26 protein-coding genes are annotated in these 18598 nt (G+C 59.0%); 23 read left to right on the forward strand and 3 right to left on the reverse strand.

The genetic code is table 11. The features are described 5' to 3' along the window. Position 1: 1 nt before the first annotated feature. The 19 genes from AC07V4_RS14920 to recX all read left to right on the forward strand — a co-directional run bounded on the left by AC07V4_RS14920 (position 2) and on the right by recX (position 12379). Positions 2–334, forward strand: coding sequence for a hypothetical protein (locus AC07V4_RS14920; RefSeq protein WP_064450996.1), 333 nt, complete (start codon positions 2–4; stop codon positions 332–334). After that, complete coding sequence (locus AC07V4_RS14925) at positions 331–1326, forward strand: baseplate J/gp47 family protein (protein ID WP_492637108.1); 996 nt, start codon at positions 331–333, stop codon at positions 1324–1326. Before AC07V4_RS14920 ends, AC07V4_RS14925 begins: the two co-directional genes overlap by 4 nt. Next, positions 1323–1964, forward strand: a complete 642-nt coding sequence (locus tag AC07V4_RS14930) for a phage tail protein I (protein ID WP_431749587.1) — start codon at positions 1323–1325, stop codon at positions 1962–1964. Before AC07V4_RS14925 ends, AC07V4_RS14930 begins: the two co-directional genes overlap by 4 nt. Further along, positions 1961–2491 carry a hypothetical protein gene (locus AC07V4_RS14935; RefSeq protein ID WP_492637107.1) on the forward strand — a complete coding sequence of 177 codons (531 nt, stop codon included), beginning with the start codon at positions 1961–1963 and terminating at the stop codon, positions 2489–2491. Before AC07V4_RS14930 ends, AC07V4_RS14935 begins: the two co-directional genes overlap by 4 nt. A 48-nt stretch (positions 2492–2539) precedes the next feature. Next, positions 2540–3322 carry a phage tail protein gene (locus AC07V4_RS14940; RefSeq protein WP_492637106.1) on the forward strand — a complete coding sequence of 261 codons (783 nt, stop codon included), beginning with the start codon at positions 2540–2542 and terminating at the stop codon, positions 3320–3322. 11 nt (positions 3323–3333) lie between these two features. Further along, complete coding sequence (locus AC07V4_RS14945) at positions 3334–3636, forward strand: hypothetical protein (RefSeq protein WP_492637105.1); 303 nt, start codon at positions 3334–3336, stop codon at positions 3634–3636. A gap of 89 nt (positions 3637–3725) precedes the next feature. After that, positions 3726–3899: a hypothetical protein gene (locus AC07V4_RS14950; RefSeq protein WP_492637104.1), complete on the forward strand. Its 174-nt coding sequence runs from the start codon at positions 3726–3728 to the stop codon at positions 3897–3899. A 2-nt stretch (positions 3900–3901) separates the two neighbouring features. Next, a complete protein-coding gene (locus tag AC07V4_RS14955; RefSeq protein ID WP_492637103.1) occupies positions 3902–5068 on the forward strand; it encodes a phage tail sheath protein in 1167 nt (388 codons plus the stop codon). Further along, positions 5068–5574 (forward strand): phage major tail tube protein, encoded by a 507-nt coding sequence (locus AC07V4_RS14960; protein WP_431749592.1) that lies wholly within the window; start codon positions 5068–5070, stop codon positions 5572–5574. Before AC07V4_RS14955 ends, AC07V4_RS14960 begins: the two co-directional genes overlap by 1 nt. A 137-nt stretch (positions 5575–5711) precedes the next feature. Further along, entirely contained in the window at positions 5712–6284 is a 573-nt protein-coding gene (locus AC07V4_RS14965) for a phage tail assembly protein (RefSeq protein WP_492637102.1), read from the forward strand. Then, positions 6281–6406: a hypothetical protein gene (locus tag AC07V4_RS14970; RefSeq protein ID WP_017844653.1), complete on the forward strand. Its 126-nt coding sequence runs from the start codon at positions 6281–6283 to the stop codon at positions 6404–6406. The genes AC07V4_RS14965 and AC07V4_RS14970 overlap by 4 nt, the downstream gene beginning before the upstream one ends. Positions 6407–6411: 5 nt before the next feature. Next, complete coding sequence (locus AC07V4_RS14975; RefSeq protein ID WP_492637101.1) at positions 6412–7902, forward strand: glycine zipper domain-containing protein; 1491 nt, start codon at positions 6412–6414, stop codon at positions 7900–7902. Next, positions 7902–8285, forward strand: coding sequence for a phage tail protein (locus tag AC07V4_RS14980; protein ID WP_492637100.1), 384 nt, complete (start codon positions 7902–7904; stop codon positions 8283–8285). Before AC07V4_RS14975 ends, AC07V4_RS14980 begins: the two co-directional genes overlap by 1 nt. After that, entirely contained in the window at positions 8278–8490 is a 213-nt protein-coding gene (locus AC07V4_RS14985; RefSeq protein WP_492637099.1) for a tail protein X, read from the forward strand. The genes AC07V4_RS14980 and AC07V4_RS14985 overlap by 8 nt, the downstream gene beginning before the upstream one ends. Before the next feature lie 9 nt (positions 8491–8499). Continuing rightward, on the forward strand, positions 8500–9507 hold the full coding sequence (locus AC07V4_RS14990; RefSeq protein WP_492637098.1) for a phage late control D family protein: 1008 nt from the start codon (positions 8500–8502) through the stop codon (positions 9505–9507). Between the two features lie 69 nt (positions 9508–9576). Then, the gene (locus AC07V4_RS14995; RefSeq protein WP_492637097.1) at positions 9577–10128 is read left to right on the forward strand and encodes a glycoside hydrolase family 19 protein; all 552 of its coding nucleotides are present in this window, start codon (positions 9577–9579) and stop codon (positions 10126–10128) included. A gap of 132 nt (positions 10129–10260) precedes the next feature. Beyond that, positions 10261–10761, forward strand: coding sequence for a CinA family protein (locus AC07V4_RS15000; RefSeq protein ID WP_492637096.1), 501 nt, complete (start codon positions 10261–10263; stop codon positions 10759–10761). Between the two features lie 83 nt (positions 10762–10844). Next, positions 10845–11903, forward strand: coding sequence for a recombinase RecA (recA, locus tag AC07V4_RS15005; protein WP_123714828.1), 1059 nt, complete (start codon positions 10845–10847; stop codon positions 11901–11903). A gap of 8 nt (positions 11904–11911) precedes the next feature. Beyond that, on the forward strand, positions 11912–12379 hold the full coding sequence (gene recX, locus AC07V4_RS15010) for a recombination regulator RecX (protein WP_431749603.1): 468 nt from the start codon (positions 11912–11914) through the stop codon (positions 12377–12379). A gap of 271 nt (positions 12380–12650) precedes the next feature. On the opposite strand, the gene AC07V4_RS15015 is transcribed toward recX, so the two are convergent. Continuing rightward, positions 12651–13763, reverse strand: coding sequence for an LOG family protein (locus AC07V4_RS15015; RefSeq protein WP_492637095.1), 1113 nt, complete (start codon positions 13761–13763; stop codon positions 12651–12653). Positions 13764–14058: 295 nt separating this feature from the next. Beyond that, positions 14059–14499 (reverse strand): PA3611 family quorum-sensing-regulated virulence factor, encoded by a 441-nt coding sequence (locus AC07V4_RS15020; protein ID WP_492637094.1) that lies wholly within the window; start codon positions 14497–14499, stop codon positions 14059–14061. Positions 14500–14665: 166 nt separating this feature from the next. Here AC07V4_RS15020 and AC07V4_RS15025 point away from each other — a divergent pair, with 166 nt between their 5' ends. The 3 genes from AC07V4_RS15025 (at position 14666) to AC07V4_RS15035 (ending at position 16726) form a co-directional block, all read left to right on the forward strand. Further along, complete coding sequence (locus tag AC07V4_RS15025; protein ID WP_492637093.1) at positions 14666–15385, forward strand: tRNA-uridine aminocarboxypropyltransferase; 720 nt, start codon at positions 14666–14668, stop codon at positions 15383–15385. A 252-nt stretch (positions 15386–15637) separates the two neighbouring features. Next, positions 15638–16288, forward strand: a complete 651-nt coding sequence (gene erdR, locus AC07V4_RS15030) for a response regulator transcription factor ErdR (RefSeq protein ID WP_431749229.1) — start codon at positions 15638–15640, stop codon at positions 16286–16288. A gap of 75 nt (positions 16289–16363) precedes the next feature. Beyond that, complete coding sequence (locus AC07V4_RS15035; RefSeq protein WP_017137081.1) at positions 16364–16726, forward strand: diacylglycerol kinase; 363 nt, start codon at positions 16364–16366, stop codon at positions 16724–16726. Between the two features lie 3 nt (positions 16727–16729). On the opposite strand, the gene AC07V4_RS15040 is transcribed toward AC07V4_RS15035, so the two are convergent. Next, the gene (locus AC07V4_RS15040; protein WP_431749230.1) at positions 16730–17656 is read right to left on the reverse strand and encodes a LysR family transcriptional regulator; all 927 of its coding nucleotides are present in this window, start codon (positions 17654–17656) and stop codon (positions 16730–16732) included. 123 nt (positions 17657–17779) lie between these two features. Between AC07V4_RS15040 and fpr the strand changes: the two genes are divergently transcribed. After that, positions 17780–18559 (forward strand): ferredoxin-NADP reductase, encoded by a 780-nt coding sequence (fpr, locus tag AC07V4_RS15045; protein WP_003189055.1) that lies wholly within the window; start codon positions 17780–17782, stop codon positions 18557–18559. Positions 18560–18598: the final 39 nt, after the last annotated feature.

The following is an 18598-nucleotide window of genomic DNA, read 5'->3' on the forward strand; positions in this document are numbered from 1 at the left end:
CATGATCGGCATCGATCGCAACACCGGGGCAGCCGTCGATGACTGGCTGCAATTCGTGCAGCGTGCCACCCGAGCGCTGACCACCCCCGTAGGCACTCGCCAGAAGCGCCCACTGTACGGCTCGATGATCCCGCAATTGCTCGGCCAGAACCTCGGCGATGACTTGCTGATTCTTGCCCAAAGCCACGCCGCCCAGGCGTTCTACAACACCCAGAACGGCATTGGCGACTTTCAACCCCAGGTCATCGTCGCCACCCGCCAAGGCGCCGGCCTGTTGCTGCGTTTCGCCGGCACCTGGAAAAACCGCCAACAAACCTTCGAGGTCGTGACATGAGCATGCTGATCCCAGGCCAGAACCAACTGGCGGAACCGGCCATCATCGCGGTGGATGAGTTCGAACCCTTGCTGGCCGAATTCAAGGCGTTTGTCGTCGACTACATCGCCACCCGCGCGCCGCAAAGTGCAGCCAAACTGAAGGTCAGCCTCGACAACGAAAGCGAACTGCTGACCCTGGCCCTGGAGGCCTTTTGTGTGCGCCTGCAAACCCACGAGCGCCAATACAATGCGCGTATCAAGCAGATGCTGGCGTGGTGGGCCACAGGCACTAACCTGGATGCGCGCCTGGCCGACATGGGCCTGGAGCGCCAAGAGCTCGACCCCGGCGACCCGGCCGCATTCCCGCCAGTGCCGCCGACCTTGGAAAGCGACGACGACGCCCGTCTGCGCTATTACCTGGCACCCCACGCCCCGGCAGCGGGTTCACGCATGCAGTACCGCCGCGAAGTGTTCACCCTCGGCGAGCGGCCGACGGTCAAGGTGCAAAGTGCGACACCCGGCGTGGTCACCGTCAGCTACACCTTCGACCCGGACGGCTATGCGGCCCAGGTCAAGGACGGCAACGGTCGTCGCACGGCGCCGGGGGAAGTGATGGTCACCGTGCTGTCACGGGAAGGCGACGGCACACCATCGACTGATTTGCTTGACGGTGTGCGCCGTCATTTCGCACGCCCCGATGTGCGGCCGGAGACCGATCTCGTCACCGTCCAGGGCGCGCAGATTCAACCGTACAAGATTCGTGTGGTGGCCAAGATCAACGCCGGCCCGGACTCCGGGCTCACCCAAGTAGCCGCCCAGAAACTGCTGCAAACCTATGCCGACTCCTGCCATCGCCTGGAAGGGCGGGTGGACCCCAGCTGGATCGACTACGCCATTCACAGCGCTGGCGCGGCACAACTGCAGATCCTCGAACCGCTGCAGCCGATTATCAGCACTGCGTTCCAGGCCCCGTATTGCACGGGTGTTGAAGTGGAGGTGCGCACGCTATGAGTGACGAACCCAAAGCGAGTCTGTTGCCGGCCAACAGTTCACCGCTGGAAAAGGCCTTGGACCTGGGCTTCGGAAAGTTGCTCGAGCGGGTTGTACCGCCGTTTCCGGCGTTGATGAACCCGCTGCAAACGCCTACCGAATTCCTGCCCTACCTGGCCGCCGATCGGGGTGTGAGTGAATGGGATGCCAGCGCCAGCGAGGCCGAAAAACGCCTGACCGTGGCCTTGTCCTGGCAGATCCAACGCCAGGCGGGGACGCCCAAGGCATTGAGCTACGCGGTGGAGTCGCTGGGTTTCACCCCCAACATCAGCGCCTGGTATCAACAGCGCCCGCTGGGTGTGCCTTACACCTTCGACGTGCAGGCAATCATCGGGCGCAGTTGGTCCAGTGGTGACCATAACCGGCTGATCCGCCGCATCAACGCGGCGCAGAGCGAGCGAGACCGGGCGACGATCACCGTTGTTCATGAGACCGAAGGTCAGCTGGCGTTTACGCAGGTGCTCCATGCCCCATTCAGCGACGGTGAGCTGTATTTGGACGGCGCACTGCCGGAATTGGCGCTGGTTGCTCGACTTAACAGTGCCGGGGTTGCCCAGCACTACACCATTAACGACTACGACCTCAGGGCGCAGCCATGACAGATGACATTACGCGCCTGGTGCGCTTCACCTCCAAAGGTTTGGATGAAGTGCTGCAGGCAAAGAACCAGGGCCTGAAAGGCGAAATCACCCACATCGGCGCCGGCACCGGCCGCTACAACCCGGACGGCACGGAAGTGGCCTTGCGCGACGAACGCCAACGGGTTGCCATCGTGGATTACGAAGACCTGGGCGACCGCCAACTCAGGATGGCCGTGCTGTTCGATGGCGAGGGTGAATATGAGATTGGCGAGTTCGGTTTTTACCTCGCCAGCGGGACTCTGCTGGCGGTGTATTCCGTGGCAGGGAAGTTGCTGACGTATAAAGCGGCGGCGGCGCGGGTGCTGCAGAAGTTTACGCTGGATATTTCGCCGTTGCCGGCGGATAGCGTGACGATTGTGGTGGGGAGTGAAAACCTGAATGTGTTGTTGGCTGAAGAGATCGCGATCATGGCGGCGGCTTCGGTGGACAATATGTCCCGGCATGTGAATTTGATGCTCAGGGTTATGCATCTCGAAGCGAAGTAATGGCGCTTACAAAAGTGCTGAAAAGACAAAGTTGACAGGGAGTTGATGATGGGAATTGAAGCGACGATTACGAAAGTTGTGGATGCGTGCAATAAGCTTACCGACACAGTGACCAACCAGATTGGCAAGATTGATGCGCGCATGGATACGGCGTCCAGTCAGTTCACAACGTGGCGTAATAGCGTGCAGGCCAAGGATATTAATGGGCGTGCACTTTATAAGCAGGAGATTGATCTGACCGGTTTGTCGACCGATGTAGTTTACCCAGTATGGTGGACTATGCCGGGTAACGAGGCGGGTGAAACCGAGATTACGATTTCTCGTTTTTTTGCACGAGACAGTGACAAGGCACCCTTCGGTGAAGGGATTTACCATATTGCGGGCTTGAACTTGCAGTTAGAGGGCGTGGGCTTTCCATGGAATGGTGATGCTAACTTTTTGACGATCAAACGCATATCGCAAACGTATCGTGAAACGGTGCGCGGCATTTCGTTCGGCATGATTTGTACCGCACGAGCAGTCACAGGACTAAAACCTCTGTATCTCGGTCTGGTGGCAGGTCAACTGACGACTGCCCCACAATTTTCCGGTTTGTACCTGAGAGGCGGGCTAAGTTACACCATTACCAAAACCTTTGATTACCCGGTTAACTTCAGCAAGCTGGATACTGAAGTGATTATGAAGGATGACGTCACTGCCGATTGGGAAGTGCGTTGGGCAGTGAAGCCTTATTCTTTGGCCCAAGCGGAAGCTGCTCTTGGCAAAACCTTGGAAGAAAAGCGTTTGGCTTATTCGTATGACAACGACTCTCGATACACCGCCAAGGTTTAAGGACGGATCAAATGACTTTGTTTATTGAAAAACTGGTGACCCCAGCCGGTGCCGCGTTGATTAACGTGCCCGCGAATGCGCAAACCCTCCAAGGGCTTGGGTTTAACGATGAGGCCGCTCGTGCACTGATCGATAAAGCCACCGCCGCTGCCACATTGGCCACCACCATTGCCGCGCGTCGCGCTGCCTACGTCAGTGAGGCGGACCCCATGTATTTGGAGTGGCAATACGACGGCACTACCGAGAAAGAAAAAGACTGGCGTGCCAAGGTCGCGGAGATCAAAGCCCGCTTCCCATTGCCGGAAGATAAGTAACCCTCCCCACCGCGAAAGCGGTTTTTTTACGCCCACCAAAGCCCCTCCCCGCAGGGGCTTTGGCGTTTCTCACCCGGAGAATTCCACCCATGCACAACCGACAAACCTACACCGTCCTCATCCCATTCCCCACCGGAGGTGGCCATTGGTCCACCGTCGGCGAGGAGCTGGAGCTGCTCGACGTCGAAGCATCCGCCCTGCGCACCGCTGGCCGCCTGGAACTGACCAGCGTCCTTAACTCCACCTCCAAGAAGGCTGACTAATCATGGCTGAGGTTTTGAACTTCGAGCACAACGGCATCACCGTCAATGCCACCGAATCCCCCGAGGCCATGGGTGGCCTGGGTGACAACGTTATCGGGCTGATCGGCTCCGCACCGAACGCCCATGCGTCGATCCCGAAAAATGCCCCGTTCCGCATCAACAGCTTTACCACCCAGGCGCTGCTGGACCCTACCGGCGCCGAGTCGGGCACGTTGTTTCACGCCGTGTACCAGATCCTCAAAGTGGTCAAGGTGCCGGTCTATGTGGTGATCGTGGAGGAGGGCGCAACCCCGGCTGACACGGTCAACAACGTGATCGGCGGCAACGACCCTGTCACCGGTCGCAAGCTGGGCCTGGCGGCCCTGAGCAGTGTGCCGGAAGACCTGACCATCATCGGTGCTCCAGGCTTCACCGGCACCAAGGCCGTGGCTGGTGAGTTCGCCGCTTTCGGCAAGCGCATCAAGGCCCGCGTGGTACTGGATGGCAAGGACGCGTCCGTCGCCGACCAAGTGACCTACAGCGGTGAGCTGGGCGGTGCCGATCTCGGTTTCGACCGTTGCCTGCTGGTGCACAACATGCCGTCGGTGTACTCCAAGGCCGCCAAGAAAAACGTGTTCCTGTCGCCATCGTCCCTGGCCATCGCCGCACTGGCCAAGGTCAAGCAATGGGAAAGCCCAGGTAACCAGGTGACCTTCGCCGAGGACGTTTCCCGCGTGGTCGAGTACAACATCCTCGACACTTCCACCGAAGGCGACCTGCTCAACCGTTACGGCGTGAGCTACTACGCTCGCACCATCCTCGGTGGTTTCTCGCTGCTGGGTAACCGTTCCATCACCGGCAAGTTCATCAGCTACGTCGGCCTGGAAGATGCCATCAGCCGCAAGCTGGTCAAGGCCGGCCAGAAAGCCATGGCCAAGAACCTCACCAAGTCCTTCATGGACCAGGAGGTCAAGCGCATCAACGACTGGCTGCAGACCCTGGTCGCCGACGAAACCATCCCTGGCGGCAGCGTTTACCTGCACCCGGAACTCAACAGTGTCGAGAAGTACAAGAACGGCACCTGGTTCATCGTCATCGACTACGGCCGCTACGCGCCGAACGAACACATGATTTATCAACTCAACGCCCGCGATGAAATCATCGAGCAGTTCCTGGAGGACGTTCTCTAATGTTTACCAACCGAGTCAGACAGGCCATTGCGGCCACCCTTCAAGGCCTGCCGTTGTCCGCGACCGTCGAAGAGTTCACCCCGCCGAAGATCGAATTCGACATGGAATCCATGTCCGGTGGCCGTTTCATCGCCGAAGAAATGGCCAAGAGCGGCAAGGTGCTCAACGCCAAGCTGGTGCTGCAAGGCGCCGGTCCGGAAATCATGTTGGCCCTGGGCGTGCGCCTGGGTGACGACATCCTGTTGAACGTGCGTGAAGCCGGTCAGGACCAAGACGGCAAGACCTACTTCACCTACCACACCGTCGGCGGCAAGCTCAAATCCCTGGAGGAGGCGAAGCTGAAGATGGGCGACAAGGCACTGACCACCCTGGAACTGTCCTGCCGCACCTACAACCGCCTGGAAAACGGCATCCCGGTGATCGACATCGACGTGCGCACTCAGAAGTTCGTGCTCAACGGCGTCGACATCCTCGGCGACGCCCGTCGCGCCGTACTGATGCCTTAAGAGAAACCATGACCTGAAGTGGGCACGATCAAATGTGGGAGCCGGTCTTGCCCGCGATGGCAGGCAAGCCAGCTCCCACATTGATCGCGTCCATCTTCAAAGCGTTTTTCAACCCCGTTTGACCAAGGAATTGCCCCATGGCCTGGATGCCCCCGCTGCACCTTCTGCTCTCGCCGATCACCGCCGACACCGGCGTGACGATCGAGCAGATTCAACTCAAGCCACTGTTCTACGCCGCGCAAAAAGACGCGCTGGCCCGGGCCGGTGATGACGAGGACGACCAGTTCTTCGAACTGGCGAAACTCGCCACCGGCCTGTCGGAAAAAGAACTGGACCAACTCAAGCGCCCGGACTACGTAAGCATTGCGCAGTACGTGCATGAAATGTCGACGCTCCCGGCGTCGTTCTTCCTGAAAACACGCGAAGACGCGACCCACGACCAGCCCGTTCACCTGCTGCTGCCCCTCGACGCCGTCGGTCGCAGCCTGACCGAGCTGTCCCTGGAAATGCCCGCCTTGCGCGCCACCAAAGTGATGAAAAAACTCGCCACCAACAAAGAGCGCGCCGAGTTCATCACCGCACACTGCACTGGCCTGATGATCCCCGATCTCGCTGGCCTGACCGTGCCCGACTGGACGGAACTGCAGGAGCGCATCGACGATTTTTTAAATCAACCGGCGGACTTCTTTCGGAGCGCGACATCGAAGTGATCCTCGATGTAGTGCCACTGATCTACTCGGTCAATGAGGCGGAGATCCTCGACTGGGACGCCGGCAAAGCATTGCGTCGCTACGACATCGCGATCACTCGCCTTGGCGTTAAACAGGAGTAAGCGGGATGCAAGAGACTCAATTTGGGATGAGGCTCGCCCAGGAAGACAAACGCTGGCTGCTGGGCGACGCGGACCTCGGCAGTGTGTTGGCGCCGTTTGATGCAGGCCTTGCCGCGCCAGTGAACCTGGACGCCGCGCCGCCACCCCAACAGGACCCGCAGTCGGTGCTCACCTCGGCACTGGTGACCGTCAGCGTGGACATCAACGCCCTGACGCTGGAGCAAGTACACCTGCGCGAGGCGTTGGAAACGCTCACCAGCACGTTGTTCATTACCGGTAATACGCTGGCAACCAAGACGGTTGATGTCACTGGCGAACTTGCCAAAAGCCCGCCAAAAGAACCTGATCCAGCTTCGGTCACCTGGGTGGATAAAGGCCTGCAGGGTGCAACGGATGCCGGTAAGTTCGTCGGCAAAGAACTGCTCACCAGCTTGTGGGATAAGGCCAAGGAAAGGGTTTCGGACAAGGCGCTTGATGCCGTGGCTGACAAGTTTCCAACCGCTGCCAAGTGGCTCAAGAAGGACGATAAGGGCAAGGACGGCAAGGCTGACAAAGAGTGTTGCTGCACGGGAGCACTGCCTGCCGATATCCGTGGCCCGCTTGGTACCGCCACAGCTCAGTTGCCTGAGAGTGTGGGTGAAACCGCCAGGGAGAAGGACAAGAGCAAAAGCAAAAGCCCCAAAGGTCAATCGAAGGGGCCGCGCGGCAGGCGTTACAAGACCCGCCAGGCAACATCACGGGCGATCAAATCCAGCGTCGTCAGAAAGCAGACGGAGCTGAAGTCGCAACGTACTGCCACCTCAACCCCGATCTCGCCCCCGCTCAATGTTATGGGGCAGCCGCAGCAGCTGTTCGACAGCAAACTGGCGAGCAAAGGCTCGACCCCTCTCCCCGGCAATTCGTTTACCACCTACGCAGCACCTCCGGCAGCCCGCCCCGCAGCCCGTCGCGCAACCAAGGGCCTGGCGACAGGACTGTCGGGCGCACTAGTCAAACTGGAGTCGGCCAGTGCTCGTCGCCTCGGCCCACTGAAGTACGTCGACACCGCCCTGGATGTCGTGCAGGGCGTACGCAATGGTGACGCCAAAGCTATCGGCGCCGGGCTCAGCACTGCCGGTGGTGCCTGGGCGGGAGCGTCTGCCGGTGCAGCCATCGGCACGATGATTTTCCCCGGCGTCGGCACAGCGGTCGGCGGCGCAATCGGTGGGTTGCTTGGCAGTGAGGCTGGTAGTTGGCTCGGTGACAAGCTGTTCGGTTCGAGTGATCGCTTGCCTGCCCCTGCAGACGTCAGTAAAAACCTGAACAACGCCCAAGCCGACAACCGCCAAATCAACTTCGCCCCGCAAATCACCATCAACGCACCGGAGCAGGCGAGCTATCAACAGCTGGCGGAGTTGGTGGTGCAACAGATCGAAGCGCAATTTTCGCCGCTGTCGATGGACGACCTTCTGGGGTCGCGACGGGATGCGGCACTGACCGATATGGGAGGAGTGTGATGCGACAACAGATGGCATTGGGCACGTTTATTTTCGGGCTGTCCCGTGGTTTCGCCTACGACACCCTGGACCGCACCAGCAGTGGCGGCTGGGTCGGGTTGCCTATCGTTGCAGGTAAACCCAAGTCCAGCCAGGTCGGGCAGGGACTCGAAACGCTGACCTTCGGCGGCAAGGCCGCGCGCGCGACGGGTATGGCGCGGCTGGATGAGTTGCGTGTGCTGCAAGACCTGCGTGCACCGTTGCCTCTGGTTGATGGTGTCGGTCTCAGTTGGGGGCTGTGGACCATCAAGTCGGTGAGCGAAAAGCAATCCAACGTGATCGACGATGGCACCGCCATGGTGATCAATTGGTCGCTGGTATTGGAGGAGTTCGTCAATGCGTAGGGTCCGAAGTATTGCCGGTGATTCGGTGAACCTGTTGCTGTATCGCGAACTCGGTCGCTGTGACGACGCCGCCGAGGAAATGCTGTGGTTGTTGAATCCGACGTTGGCCGAACAGGGCGCAGTATTGCCGGCGGGCGTCAGTGTGATCGTGCCTGAACTGGATAGACAGCCCATCGCGAAAAAACCGGTTTCGGCCTGGGATTAAGGAGCAACCATGACACTTGGATATACGCCAGTGGTGGAGATCTACGGGGCCAATGCCACGTTGCTCAACGAGCGACTATTGGAGTGGGAGCACACCGATGCGGCTGGTTTCGTCTCGGATCATCTCAAGTTGACCCTCGATATCGAAGGCCTCGAAGGGCTGCCCGACCTGGGTGGGAAAATCGGCTTGCGCGTCGGTTATCTGGAATCCGGCCTGGTGGACAAAGGGCAGTTCAAGATCACCAAGCGCACACCGTCGCTATTCCCGATGCGGCTGGTACTGGAAGCCACGGCGGCACCGTTTGATCAGGACGGGTTCAAACAACGCCGCACCGCCAGTCACGGGCCGATCACCCTGGGTGCGCTGTTCCGTCTATTGACGACGCGCTACGGTTATTCACCCCGGGTGGCGCCTGATCTGGAGGGCAAGCTGATCCCGCACATCGACCAGACGAACGAAAGCGACATGGCTTTCCTGACGCGCTTGGCCAGGCGTTTCGACGCAGTGGCCAAACCTGTCGACGAACTCTATGTGCTGGGCCGAAAAGGTCAGCTCACCTCGCTGTCGGGCAAGACCCTGCCGGACGTGCGACTGTCGCTCACGCGCGACAATCGGCCGGGAGATCGCGCGTTTATCAGCGCCAAACTGACCGATGCCAGTCGTGCCAAATACTCCGGTGCGCAAGCGTCCTGGTGGGATGGAGCGGCCGGTAAAAAGCGCGTTGTGCAGGTCGGTATCGAGCCCTTCAAAGAGGTCACGCAGCGTTATCAGAATGAGGCCGAAGCGCGCTCTGCTGCAGAGGGAGAGATGCGCCGAGTCGGGCGTGAAGGGCTGCGGGTCGATGTGATTTGCCCCGGAGATCCGTCATTCGCCGCTGAAGGTCTGTTGCTGTTGGATGAGTCATGGCCAGGCTTCATGCAGGGGCGTTGGTCGATCAATACGGTGACCGCCAGTGGCAAGCGCAAAGACAGCTATCGATGCACGATCAACGCGAGTGGTTTGTCCCCGGCAGAATAACCCGAGCGGTTGATGCCCCTTTCAGGCGTGGTCGAATACTCGGTACTTCGTCTCAAGGAGTGAGTCTTTATGCAAACGTCACAGCTTCAGGCGATCATGACCAACGCCGGCTTACGAGCCGGCGTTTTTATATCGGCTTTAAACGCCGCTATGGAGCGTCATCAGATCACTACCTCCAAGCGCATCGCGGCGTTTCTCGCCCAAGTCGGCCACGAATCCGGCCAACTGCGCTACGTACGCGAACTGGGCAGCGAGCAATACCTGAGCAAGTACGACACTGGCACCTTGGCTGCCCGCCTGGGCAACACGCCCGAGGCGGATGGCGATGGCCAGAAGTATCGCGGCCGGGGGCTGATCCAGATTAGCGGTCGACGTAACTATCTGGCTTGCAGCCAGGCACTGTTCGGCGACGATCGTCTGCTGCAACAACCCGAACTGCTGGAACAGCCGCAGTGGGCGTGTGATTCCGCCGCCTGGTTCTGGCAGAGCAATGGCTTGAACGAGCTGGCCGACCAAGGTCAGTTCACCACCATAACCCGGCGTATCAACGGTGGACTCAATGGTATGGAGGACCGTTTGCGGTTGTGGGCCCGGGCGAAGTCAGTGTTATGCGTGACTTAACCGTCATGCGTGCCTGCTGATGGCGGTTGTACACACCGTCGCGCAGTAACCTGTTGATGCACGCTGTAACTTGCATGGCCGATACGCTCCTGTAGGGTAGGCGAACCCCCCCGCCCATTCCTGGAGACGACCGTGAAGGAAATCACTCAACTGGCTGCTGAACTGGGCCGTCGCTTGCAAGTGCTCAATGCTCACGTCACCACCGCCGAGTCCTGCACCGGTGGCGGTATTGCCGAAGCCATCACGCGCATACCGGGCAGTTCGGCCTGGTTCGAGGCGGGGTATGTCACCTATTCCAATCGACAGAAGACCCGGCAGTTGAATGTGCCGGAAGACCTGTTCCGCAAAGTAGGTGCCGTCAGTCAGGAAGTGGTGGCGGCGATGGTCCGTGGCGCACAGGAAAAAAGCCTGGCGCGCTTTGCCGTGGCGGTCAGCGGGGTGGCGGGGCCGGATGGCGGGTCGCCGGACAAACCGGTGGGCACCGTATGGCTGGCGTTTGGCGTGGGTGACGAGGTCACGGCTGAGCTGGAGCACTTCACCGGTAACCGGGATGAGGTCCGCCGACAAACGGTAAAGGCCGCGCTGGAGGGCTTGATGCGACGAGCTGCAGCAGAAATAGAAAATCAGGGGTAGGCGATCTCGGATCTTTGTGGAACAATACTGTCTACTTATACAGGTGTTGGCCGTCAGGCCTTATTGATTACGTGAGGACTTTAATGGACGACAACAAGAAGAAAGCCTTGGCTGCGGCCCTGGGTCAGATCGAACGTCAATTCGGCAAGGGTGCCGTAATGCGTATGGGCGATCATGACCGTCAGGCGATCCCGGCTATTTCCACTGGCTCTCTGGGTCTGGACATCGCGCTCGGCATTGGTGGCCTGCCAAAAGGCCGTATCGTTGAGATCTACGGTCCTGAATCTTCCGGTAAAACTACCCTGACGCTGTCGGTGATCGCCCAGGCGCAAAAAATGGGCGCGACCTGCGCGTTCGTCGATGCCGAGCACGCCCTGGACCCTGAATACGCTGGCAAGCTGGGCGTCAACGTAGACGACCTGCTGGTTTCCCAACCGGACACCGGTGAGCAAGCCCTGGAAATCACCGACATGCTGGTGCGCTCCAACGCCATCGACGTGATCGTGGTCGACTCCGTGGCAGCCCTGGTACCCAAGGCTGAAATCGAAGGCGAAATGGGCGACATGCACGTGGGCCTGCAAGCCCGCCTGATGTCTCAGGCGCTGCGTAAAATCACTGGTAACATCAAGAACGCGAACTGCCTGGTGATCTTCATCAACCAGATCCGGATGAAGATCGGCGTGATGTTCGGTAGCCCGGAAACCACCACTGGTGGTAACGCGCTGAAGTTCTACGCTTCGGTTCGTCTGGATATCCGTCGTACTGGCGCGGTGAAGGAAGGTGACGAGGTTGTCGGTAGCGAAACCCGTGTTAAAGTCGTGAAGAACAAGGTGGCTCCGCCGTTCCGTCAGGCTGAATTCCAGATTCTCTACGGCAAGGGTATCTACCTGAACGGCGAGATGATCGACCTGGGCGTGCTGCATGGCTTCGTCGAGAAGTCCGGTGCCTGGTATGCCTACAACGGCAGCAAGATCGGCCAGGGCAAGGCCAACTCGGCCAAGTTCCTGGCGGATAACCCGGATATCGCCGCCACCCTTGAGAAGCAGATCCGTGACAAGCTGCTGACCGCAGCGCCGGACGTGAAAGCTGCCGCCAACCGTGAGCCGGTTGACGAGATGGAAGAAGCCGACACTGACATCTGAAGCAAACGATGACTGTTGTACTGGATACACTCGTCGCCGTTCGGCGCACTGCGATGGACCTGCTCGCTCGCCGCGAGCATGGTCGAGTCGAGCTGACGCGTAAGCTGCGTCAGCGCGGCGCAGAGCCCGAAATGATCGAAACAGCCCTCGATCGTTTGACGGAAGAGGGGCTGCTTTCCGAATCCCGCTACCTCGAAAGTTTTGTTTCCTACCGAGCCCGTTCCGGTTATGGCCCTGCGCGAATTCGCGAAGAGTTGAGCCAGCGCGGCCTGCAACGCGCTGATATTGATCTCGCCTTGCGTGAGTGTGGCATCAGTTGGCAGGCGCAGTTGGAAGAGACTTGGCGACGTAAGTTCTCCGGACATTTGCCGATTGATGCCAAGGAGCGTGCGAAGCAGGGGCGCTTCCTGAGTTATCGCGGGTTTTCTATGGAAATGATCAGCCGCTTGTTAAGTGGCCGTGACCTGGAAGACTGAACCGCTGTTGTAGTGAGCGGGCTTGTCCCGCGCTGGGTGGCGCAGCCGCCCCAACAAAGGCGTCGCTGTGTTTCAGAAAAACCGAGGTGCCTGGATTTGGGCGGCTTCGCCCCCCAGCGCGGGACAAGCCCGCTCACTACAGATGATGCGTTCTACACCCGCCGTTTAAGTGACTGGTATTACCTTGGCTTACGCAGTAGCCCCAATTGCTACACCCGCTCACTAAAAAGGCCCACTATGAAAATAGTGGGCCTTTTTTTTTGCTTAAAATTCAAGCCGGCTCCGGCGCCACCCGTTGCTGTGTCTTACCCTGGGCCTGCGCCCAGTTTTCCGGCAAGTTGATGTAGTCCACCAGCTCCCGCAACCGGCCTTGATCCCGCCCATTGAAGTTGAACACCAGCCGGGTCAAATGGCTGAACCTCGGCTCGTCCTGTTCCTCGCCCGTGTAGGCCAACTGCTGGAATTCGCCACTCAGACGCAGGCTGGCAAACTCGCTCTGCAAGTGGGCCAATGCACGATCACTCAGCGGATGATTCATGCGCAGCACAAACTCGCGCTTCAACCAGCGCGTGGAATGGAAGTTGGCATAAAACCGATTGATCTCTTCCACTGCTTCTTCAGCGCTGTACACCAGGCGCACCAACTTGAGATCGGTGGGCAGGATGTAACGATTGGCTTCCAGCTGATTGCGGATAAAATCCAGGCCACCTTGCCAGAACCCGCCACCTGGCGCGTCCAGCAGCACCACCGGTACCAGTGGGCTCTTGCCTGTCTGGATCAGCGTCAGTACTTCCAGCGCCTCGTCCAACGTGCCAAAACCACCTGGGCATAGCACCAACGCATCTGCTTCCTTGACGAAGAACAGCTTGCGGGTGAAGAAGAAGTGGAATGACAACAGATTATCGGTGCCATCGATGGTCGGATTGGCGTGCTGTTCAAATGGCAATGTGATGTTGAAACCGAGGCTGTGTTCCAGGCCTGCGCCTTCATGCGCGGCCGCCATGATGCCGCCACCGCCGCCGGTGATCACCATCAGGTCCGACTGGGCCAGCATCGCACCGACTTCCCGGGCCAAGGCATACAGCGGGCTTTCGACGGGCGTGCGTGCCGAACCGAACACTGTCACTTTGCGTCGATCCTTGAACTGTTCCAGCACGCGAAAGGCATTATCCAGCTCGCGGATCGCTTGCAAGGTGATTTTGGCATTCCAGCGATTGCGGTCGTCTTGAGCCATGCGCAAGACGGTAAGGATCATGTCGCGATAGAGAGGGATATTCGGGCTGTTGGGGGCGATTGTCTGGAGCTGCGCATCGACCTGCTGCGTGAGGTCAGTCCCGTGTTCTTCAAAATGTCGGATCAGGCGATCATTCGATTCGTAAGGCATTCAACTTCTCCTTTTTTACAGGGCCTGGGTAGTCGACGAGCGCATCGTCGGGGGCCACGACACTGCATGTGTCGTTGCATGCCGCAGGAGGGCAGGCCTCTTTTGCCCTGAAAATGTTACAGAACAGCAGGGGGAACTGCTGTGAGCGAAATGAGGGGATGGCTTGATCATGGGCCGAAAAACCCTTGGCTGGCAACCGCTTATTGGTCATTCAGCAGGGAGTTTAGTGGCTGGCAGGAACTGAAGTGGGGGAAGTGCGCACCACTGGACAGCGGCGCGCGGGGAGCAGCAAAGGTTACTTTTTCTTTTTGGCCGCAGCCGGTGCAGGGCAATCGGCTTCTACGAACTTGACTGACGCCACAGGGCGGTTGGTCTTGTTCTCGGTGATTTCGTAGCGCATCACCGCGCCCTTGGCCATCAGTTCACGATAACCCTGGTTAAGGCATACGCTTTGGCCTAGCTGGAAATACACGGCTTTGGGGTTGTCGCGCATTTGTTGCGCCCGGTCTGCTTGCACACTGAGGTGATCAATCAGTTGCATGCCTTCAACGGTGTAGGCCACTTCCAGGGTTTTTTCATCGATTTCCCGAGGCAGGTCCTTATTGCTTTCGGCCGCGACGCTTTGCAGCTTCCTGTTCATTTGGGCCTCCAGCAGCGAGGCCGCGTGGGCGCCAGCGGGCAAGACCAACGCAAGGGCGACGGATGGGGCGACAAGACGCAGCATGGAACGCAGCATGAAACTCTCCTGATTCGGTTACTGGTGCATAGACCAGCCACTACGCTGTGCGTTCAGTGGCGCGCAATTATAGGTGAGCCGTTGCCACTACAGCCAGGCGTATCGCTGGTAAACTGCCGCCACTTAAGCCTTCACCGAGTTTTCCTGTGTCGATTTACCCTATCCCATGAGTCACGCCGTCTCCCGCCTGCGTACTGAACGTCTGGCACGCGCCGTCAGGCCCTTTCTCAATCGTGGTTCCCGTGCCGAGCGGTGCCCAGGCTGTCGGGTGATTCCCGAGTATTGCCTGTGCGCCTGGCGGCCACAGGTGCAGGCCAAGTCCGCGATGTGTCTGCTGATGCACGATGTCGAGCCGATGAAACCCAGTAACACCGGTTGGCTGATAGCCGATGTGATCGACGACACCACGGCGTTCGCCTGGTCTCGTACCGAAGTCGACCCCCAGTTGCTGACGTTGCTGGCTGATCCGCAATGGCAACCGTATATCGTCTTTCCCGGCGAGTTCGTCGCGCCTGAACGGGTCGTCAGCGAGGTCAAGTTGGAGGCGGGCAAGCGCCCACTCTTCATCTTGCTGGACGGCACCTGGAGTGAGGCGCGCAAGATGTTTCGCAAAAGCCCCTACCTGGAGCATTTGCCGGTGTTGAGTCTGGCGCCGGAGCAACTGTCGCGCTACAAACTGCGTCGCTCCAAGCGCGATGACCACTTCTGCACTGCCGAAGTCGCGGCGCTGTGCCTGGAATTGGCTGACGATCAATCGGCCTGCGAAGTGCTGGATGCCTACCTTGATGTATTCAGTACGCATTACCTAGCGGCCAAGTTCCAGATGCCTTTGGACCTGGCGGACCCTGTCCATACGCGCTTGGCACCCTATATTCCGACGGTATAACCAGACGACGTTTGCATGATGGCACCGAAGCCGGTCAACCCGCTAAAATGCCCATGGGCGTACTGCTTGACCCTCCAGGCTACGCTGGGCATGCTGGGCGCCGATTGGGGCGCAACCGTGAATTTCCGGCGTTGTTTCAAGTGACTTTGACGCCGGACCTGCCCTGTGGCGATGGCTGCCTGGCCGCCGCCATGTGAATTGGCGAACCCTGAACCCATCAGGGCTCCCATAAAAAACAGGATCATTTAATCAATGGCCACATACGAAATCCTGATAGCCGATGACCATCCGCTGTTTCGCAGTGCGCTGCATCAGGCCGTAACCCTGGGCCTTGGCCCCGATGTCCGACTGGTCGAAGTGGCCAGCATTGCCGAACTGGAGGCCCGTCTCACCGAAAAATCGGACTGGGACCTGGTGCTGCTCGACCTGAACATGCCCGGCGCCTACGGCTTTTCTGGTTTGGTATTGCTGCGCGGGCAATACCCGCAGATCCCGGTGGTCATGGTGTCCGCCCAGGAAGAAGCTGACGTGGTGGTGCGCTCCAAGGAGTTCGGTGCCAGCGGCTTTATTCCCAAGTCCAGTGCCATGGCGCAGATCCAGGAAGCTGTACGCAAGGTGCTGGATGGCGATGTATCCTGGCCGCCACAAGCGTTTGAAGAGATCAACGTCTCCGACGAAGCCAAGGCCGCCCGTGACGGCTTGGCCAGCCTGACGCCCCAGCAGTTCCGGGTGTTGACCATGGTCTGCGAAGGTTTGTTGAACAAGCAGATTGCCTACGAGCTGAGTGTGTCGGAAGCGACCATCAAGGCCCACGTAACCGCAATCTTCCGCAAGCTGGGCGTGCGCACGCGCACCCAGGCGGCGTTGCTCTTGCAACAACTTGAGTCAATTTCACAGCATTAAGATGTATCCGATTCACGCTTTTTTGACTTTGCGTGATCTAGTTTCCCCACTTCTTTGGTTCAGTTGCCTACATCTATGTCGCCTTTCAAGGGTCAAACCGGTATCAAACGTATCTTCAACGCAGGGGGCTACTCCCTGGATGGCCTGCGCGCGGCTTTCACTGGCGAGGCGGCTTTCCGTCAGTTGGTGTTGCTGAACGTCATCCTGATTCCGTTGAGCTTTTTCCTGCATGTCAGCCGGGTTGAACGCGCCTTGCTGATCGCCGTGTGCTTGCTGGCGCTGATCGTCGAGTTGCTCAACTCGGCGGTGGAGGCCGCCATTGACCGGATCTCCCTCGACCGTCATCCCTTGTCGAAAAACGCCAAGGACATGGGCAGCGCCGCGCAGTTTGTAGCGCTGACCATGATCACCCTGGTGTGGGCCGTGATCCTGATCTAAGGATCAGGCAATGTTTGGCAGCACGATCTCGTCGCTGCGCTGAACCCCGGCGGTGAAAGCGCGGCACAGTTCCAGGAACTCGCGCATGGCGGAGGTCTGGTATTTCTGCTTATGCCAGATGAAGTAGAATTGCCGGGCCAGGTCCAGGTCCGGTGTTTCAACTGGCACCAGGCTGCCACGGCGGAACGCATCCCTCAGTGCCAGTCGGGAGATACAGCCAATTCCCAACCCGGATTCCACTGCTCGCTTGATCGCCTCGGTATGTTCCAGCTCCAGGCGGATATTCAGCGCGCTGCGATGATGGCGCATGGCTTGGTCAAACGTCAGGCGCGTGCCCGAGCCTTGTTCGCGCAAGATCCAGGCTTCATGGGTCAACTCTTCCATGGTCGCCACACCGCGCTTGGCCAAGTGATGCTGTGGTGCGCAGAACACCACCAGCTCATCTTCTACCCAGGTTTGCACCTCGATATCCGGGTGGCTGCAGTCGCCTTCGATTAGACCCAGGTCAATTTCGTAGTGCGCCACCTGGTGCACGATATGCGCAGTATTCTGCACGTGCAGTTTCACCTGGCTCTCGGGGTGTTGCTGCATAAAGCTGCCGATCAACAGCGTGGCGAGGTAATTGCCGATGGTCAGGGTGGCGCCGACCGCCAGGGAGCCGAAGCCGGACTTGCCGTTGAGCAGGTCCTCGATCTCCTTGGCCTGGTCCAACAGCGCCACGGCCTGGGGCAGCAGCTGGTGGCCGAGGGCGTTGAGGCTCAGGCGTTTGCCGGCGCGGTCGAATAATTGGCAGCTGGATTGACGCTCCAGCTCGGTGATCGAGGTGCTGGCGGCGGATTGAGATAGGGCCAGAAGGCCAGCAGCGCGGGAGACGCTTTCCTGCTGGGCGACGGCGACGAAGACTTGCAGTTGACGGAGAGTAAATCGCATATCGATATAACCGATAACCCTTATCTTAATAATCCAGTTAACAGATATTGTCGCCGCCATTAGAATGCTGTGCAATTGCGCAACTACATTTGGCGCAGACCCATTTCCAGGAGTCCCCCGTACATGAGCAACATGAACCACGAGCGTGTCCTCAGTGTTCATCACTGGAACGACACTCTGTTCAGCTTCAAGTGCACCCGCGATCCGGGCTTGCGCTTCGAGAACGGTCAGTTCGTGATGATCGGCCTGCAACAGCCCAACGGCCGCCCGCTCATGCGCGCTTACTCCATTGCCAGCCCGAACTGGGAAGAGCATCTGGAGTTTTTCAGCATCAAAGTGCCCGATGGTCCGCTGACTTCCCAATTGCAGCATTTGAAGGAAGGTGACGAGATCATTATCAGCAAAAAACCGACAGGCACCCTGGTGCTTGACGATTTGAAGCCGGGCAAACACCTGTACCTGCTCAGCACCGGCACTGGCCTGGCACCGTTCATGAGCGTGATCCAGGACCCGGAAACCTACGAGCGTTTCGAAAAAGTGATCCTGTGCCACGGCGTGCGTTACGTCAATGAAGTCGCCTACCGCGAATTCATCACCGAGCACTTGCCGCAGAACGAGTTCTTCGGCGAGGCCCTGCGTGACAAGTTGATCTACTACCCAACCGTGACCCGCGAGCCGTTCGAAAACGAAGGCCGCCTGACCGACTTGATGCGCAGCGGTAAGCTGTTCAGCGACATCGGCCTGCCACCGATCAACCCCGAGGACGACCGCGCCATGCTGTGCGGCAGCCCAAGCATGTTGGATGAAACCAGCGAAGTGCTGAACAGCTTCGGCCTGAAGGTTTCGCCGCGCATGCGTGAGCCGGGTGACTACCTGATCGAGCGTGCGTTCGTAGAGAAGTAAACATCGATACAAAAAATGTGGGAGCTGGCTTGCCTGCGA

Source organism: Pseudomonas sp. GW821-FHT03A09 (assembly GCF_059421065.1).

Bases quoted from the DNA above. Each gene is read 5' to 3' on its own strand.
- AC07V4_RS14920 (WP_064450996.1), top strand. From the start codon at position 2: ATGATCGGCATCGATCGCAACACCGGGGCAGCCGTCGATGACTGGCTG.
- AC07V4_RS14925 (WP_492637108.1), top strand. From the start codon at position 331: ATGAGCATGCTGATCCCAGGCCAGAACCAACTGGCGGAACCGGCCATC.
- AC07V4_RS14930 (WP_431749587.1), top strand. From the start codon at position 1,323: ATGAGTGACGAACCCAAAGCGAGTCTGTTGCCGGCCAACAGTTCACCG.
- AC07V4_RS14935 (WP_492637107.1), top strand. From the start codon at position 1,961: ATGACAGATGACATTACGCGCCTGGTGCGCTTCACCTCCAAAGGTTTG.
- AC07V4_RS14940 (WP_492637106.1), top strand. From the start codon at position 2,540: ATGGGAATTGAAGCGACGATTACGAAAGTTGTGGATGCGTGCAATAAG.
- AC07V4_RS14945 (WP_492637105.1), top strand. From the start codon at position 3,334: ATGACTTTGTTTATTGAAAAACTGGTGACCCCAGCCGGTGCCGCGTTG.
- AC07V4_RS14950 (WP_492637104.1), top strand. From the start codon at position 3,726: ATGCACAACCGACAAACCTACACCGTCCTCATCCCATTCCCCACCGGA.
- AC07V4_RS14955 (WP_492637103.1), top strand. From the start codon at position 3,902: ATGGCTGAGGTTTTGAACTTCGAGCACAACGGCATCACCGTCAATGCC.
- AC07V4_RS14960 (WP_431749592.1), top strand. From the start codon at position 5,068: ATGTTTACCAACCGAGTCAGACAGGCCATTGCGGCCACCCTTCAAGGC.
- AC07V4_RS14965 (WP_492637102.1), top strand. From the start codon at position 5,712: ATGGCCTGGATGCCCCCGCTGCACCTTCTGCTCTCGCCGATCACCGCC.
- AC07V4_RS14975 (WP_492637101.1), top strand. From the start codon at position 6,412: ATGCAAGAGACTCAATTTGGGATGAGGCTCGCCCAGGAAGACAAACGC.
- AC07V4_RS14980 (WP_492637100.1), top strand. From the start codon at position 7,902: ATGCGACAACAGATGGCATTGGGCACGTTTATTTTCGGGCTGTCCCGT.
- AC07V4_RS14985 (WP_492637099.1), top strand. From the start codon at position 8,278: ATGCGTAGGGTCCGAAGTATTGCCGGTGATTCGGTGAACCTGTTGCTG.
- AC07V4_RS14990 (WP_492637098.1), top strand. From the start codon at position 8,500: ATGACACTTGGATATACGCCAGTGGTGGAGATCTACGGGGCCAATGCC.
- AC07V4_RS14995 (WP_492637097.1), top strand. From the start codon at position 9,577: ATGCAAACGTCACAGCTTCAGGCGATCATGACCAACGCCGGCTTACGA.
- recA (WP_123714828.1), top strand. From the start codon at position 10,845: ATGGACGACAACAAGAAGAAAGCCTTGGCTGCGGCCCTGGGTCAGATC.
- recX (WP_431749603.1), top strand. From the start codon at position 11,912: ATGACTGTTGTACTGGATACACTCGTCGCCGTTCGGCGCACTGCGATG.
- AC07V4_RS15015 (WP_492637095.1), bottom strand. From the start codon at position 13,763: ATGCCTTACGAATCGAATGATCGCCTGATCCGACATTTTGAAGAACAC.
- AC07V4_RS15020 (WP_492637094.1), bottom strand. From the start codon at position 14,499: ATGCTGCGTTCCATGCTGCGTCTTGTCGCCCCATCCGTCGCCCTTGCG.
- AC07V4_RS15025 (WP_492637093.1), top strand. From the start codon at position 14,666: ATGAGTCACGCCGTCTCCCGCCTGCGTACTGAACGTCTGGCACGCGCC.
- erdR (WP_431749229.1), top strand. From the start codon at position 15,638: ATGGCCACATACGAAATCCTGATAGCCGATGACCATCCGCTGTTTCGC.
- AC07V4_RS15035 (WP_017137081.1), top strand. From the start codon at position 16,364: ATGTCGCCTTTCAAGGGTCAAACCGGTATCAAACGTATCTTCAACGCA.
- AC07V4_RS15040 (WP_431749230.1), bottom strand. From the start codon at position 17,656: ATGCGATTTACTCTCCGTCAACTGCAAGTCTTCGTCGCCGTCGCCCAG.
- fpr (WP_003189055.1), top strand. From the start codon at position 17,780: ATGAGCAACATGAACCACGAGCGTGTCCTCAGTGTTCATCACTGGAAC.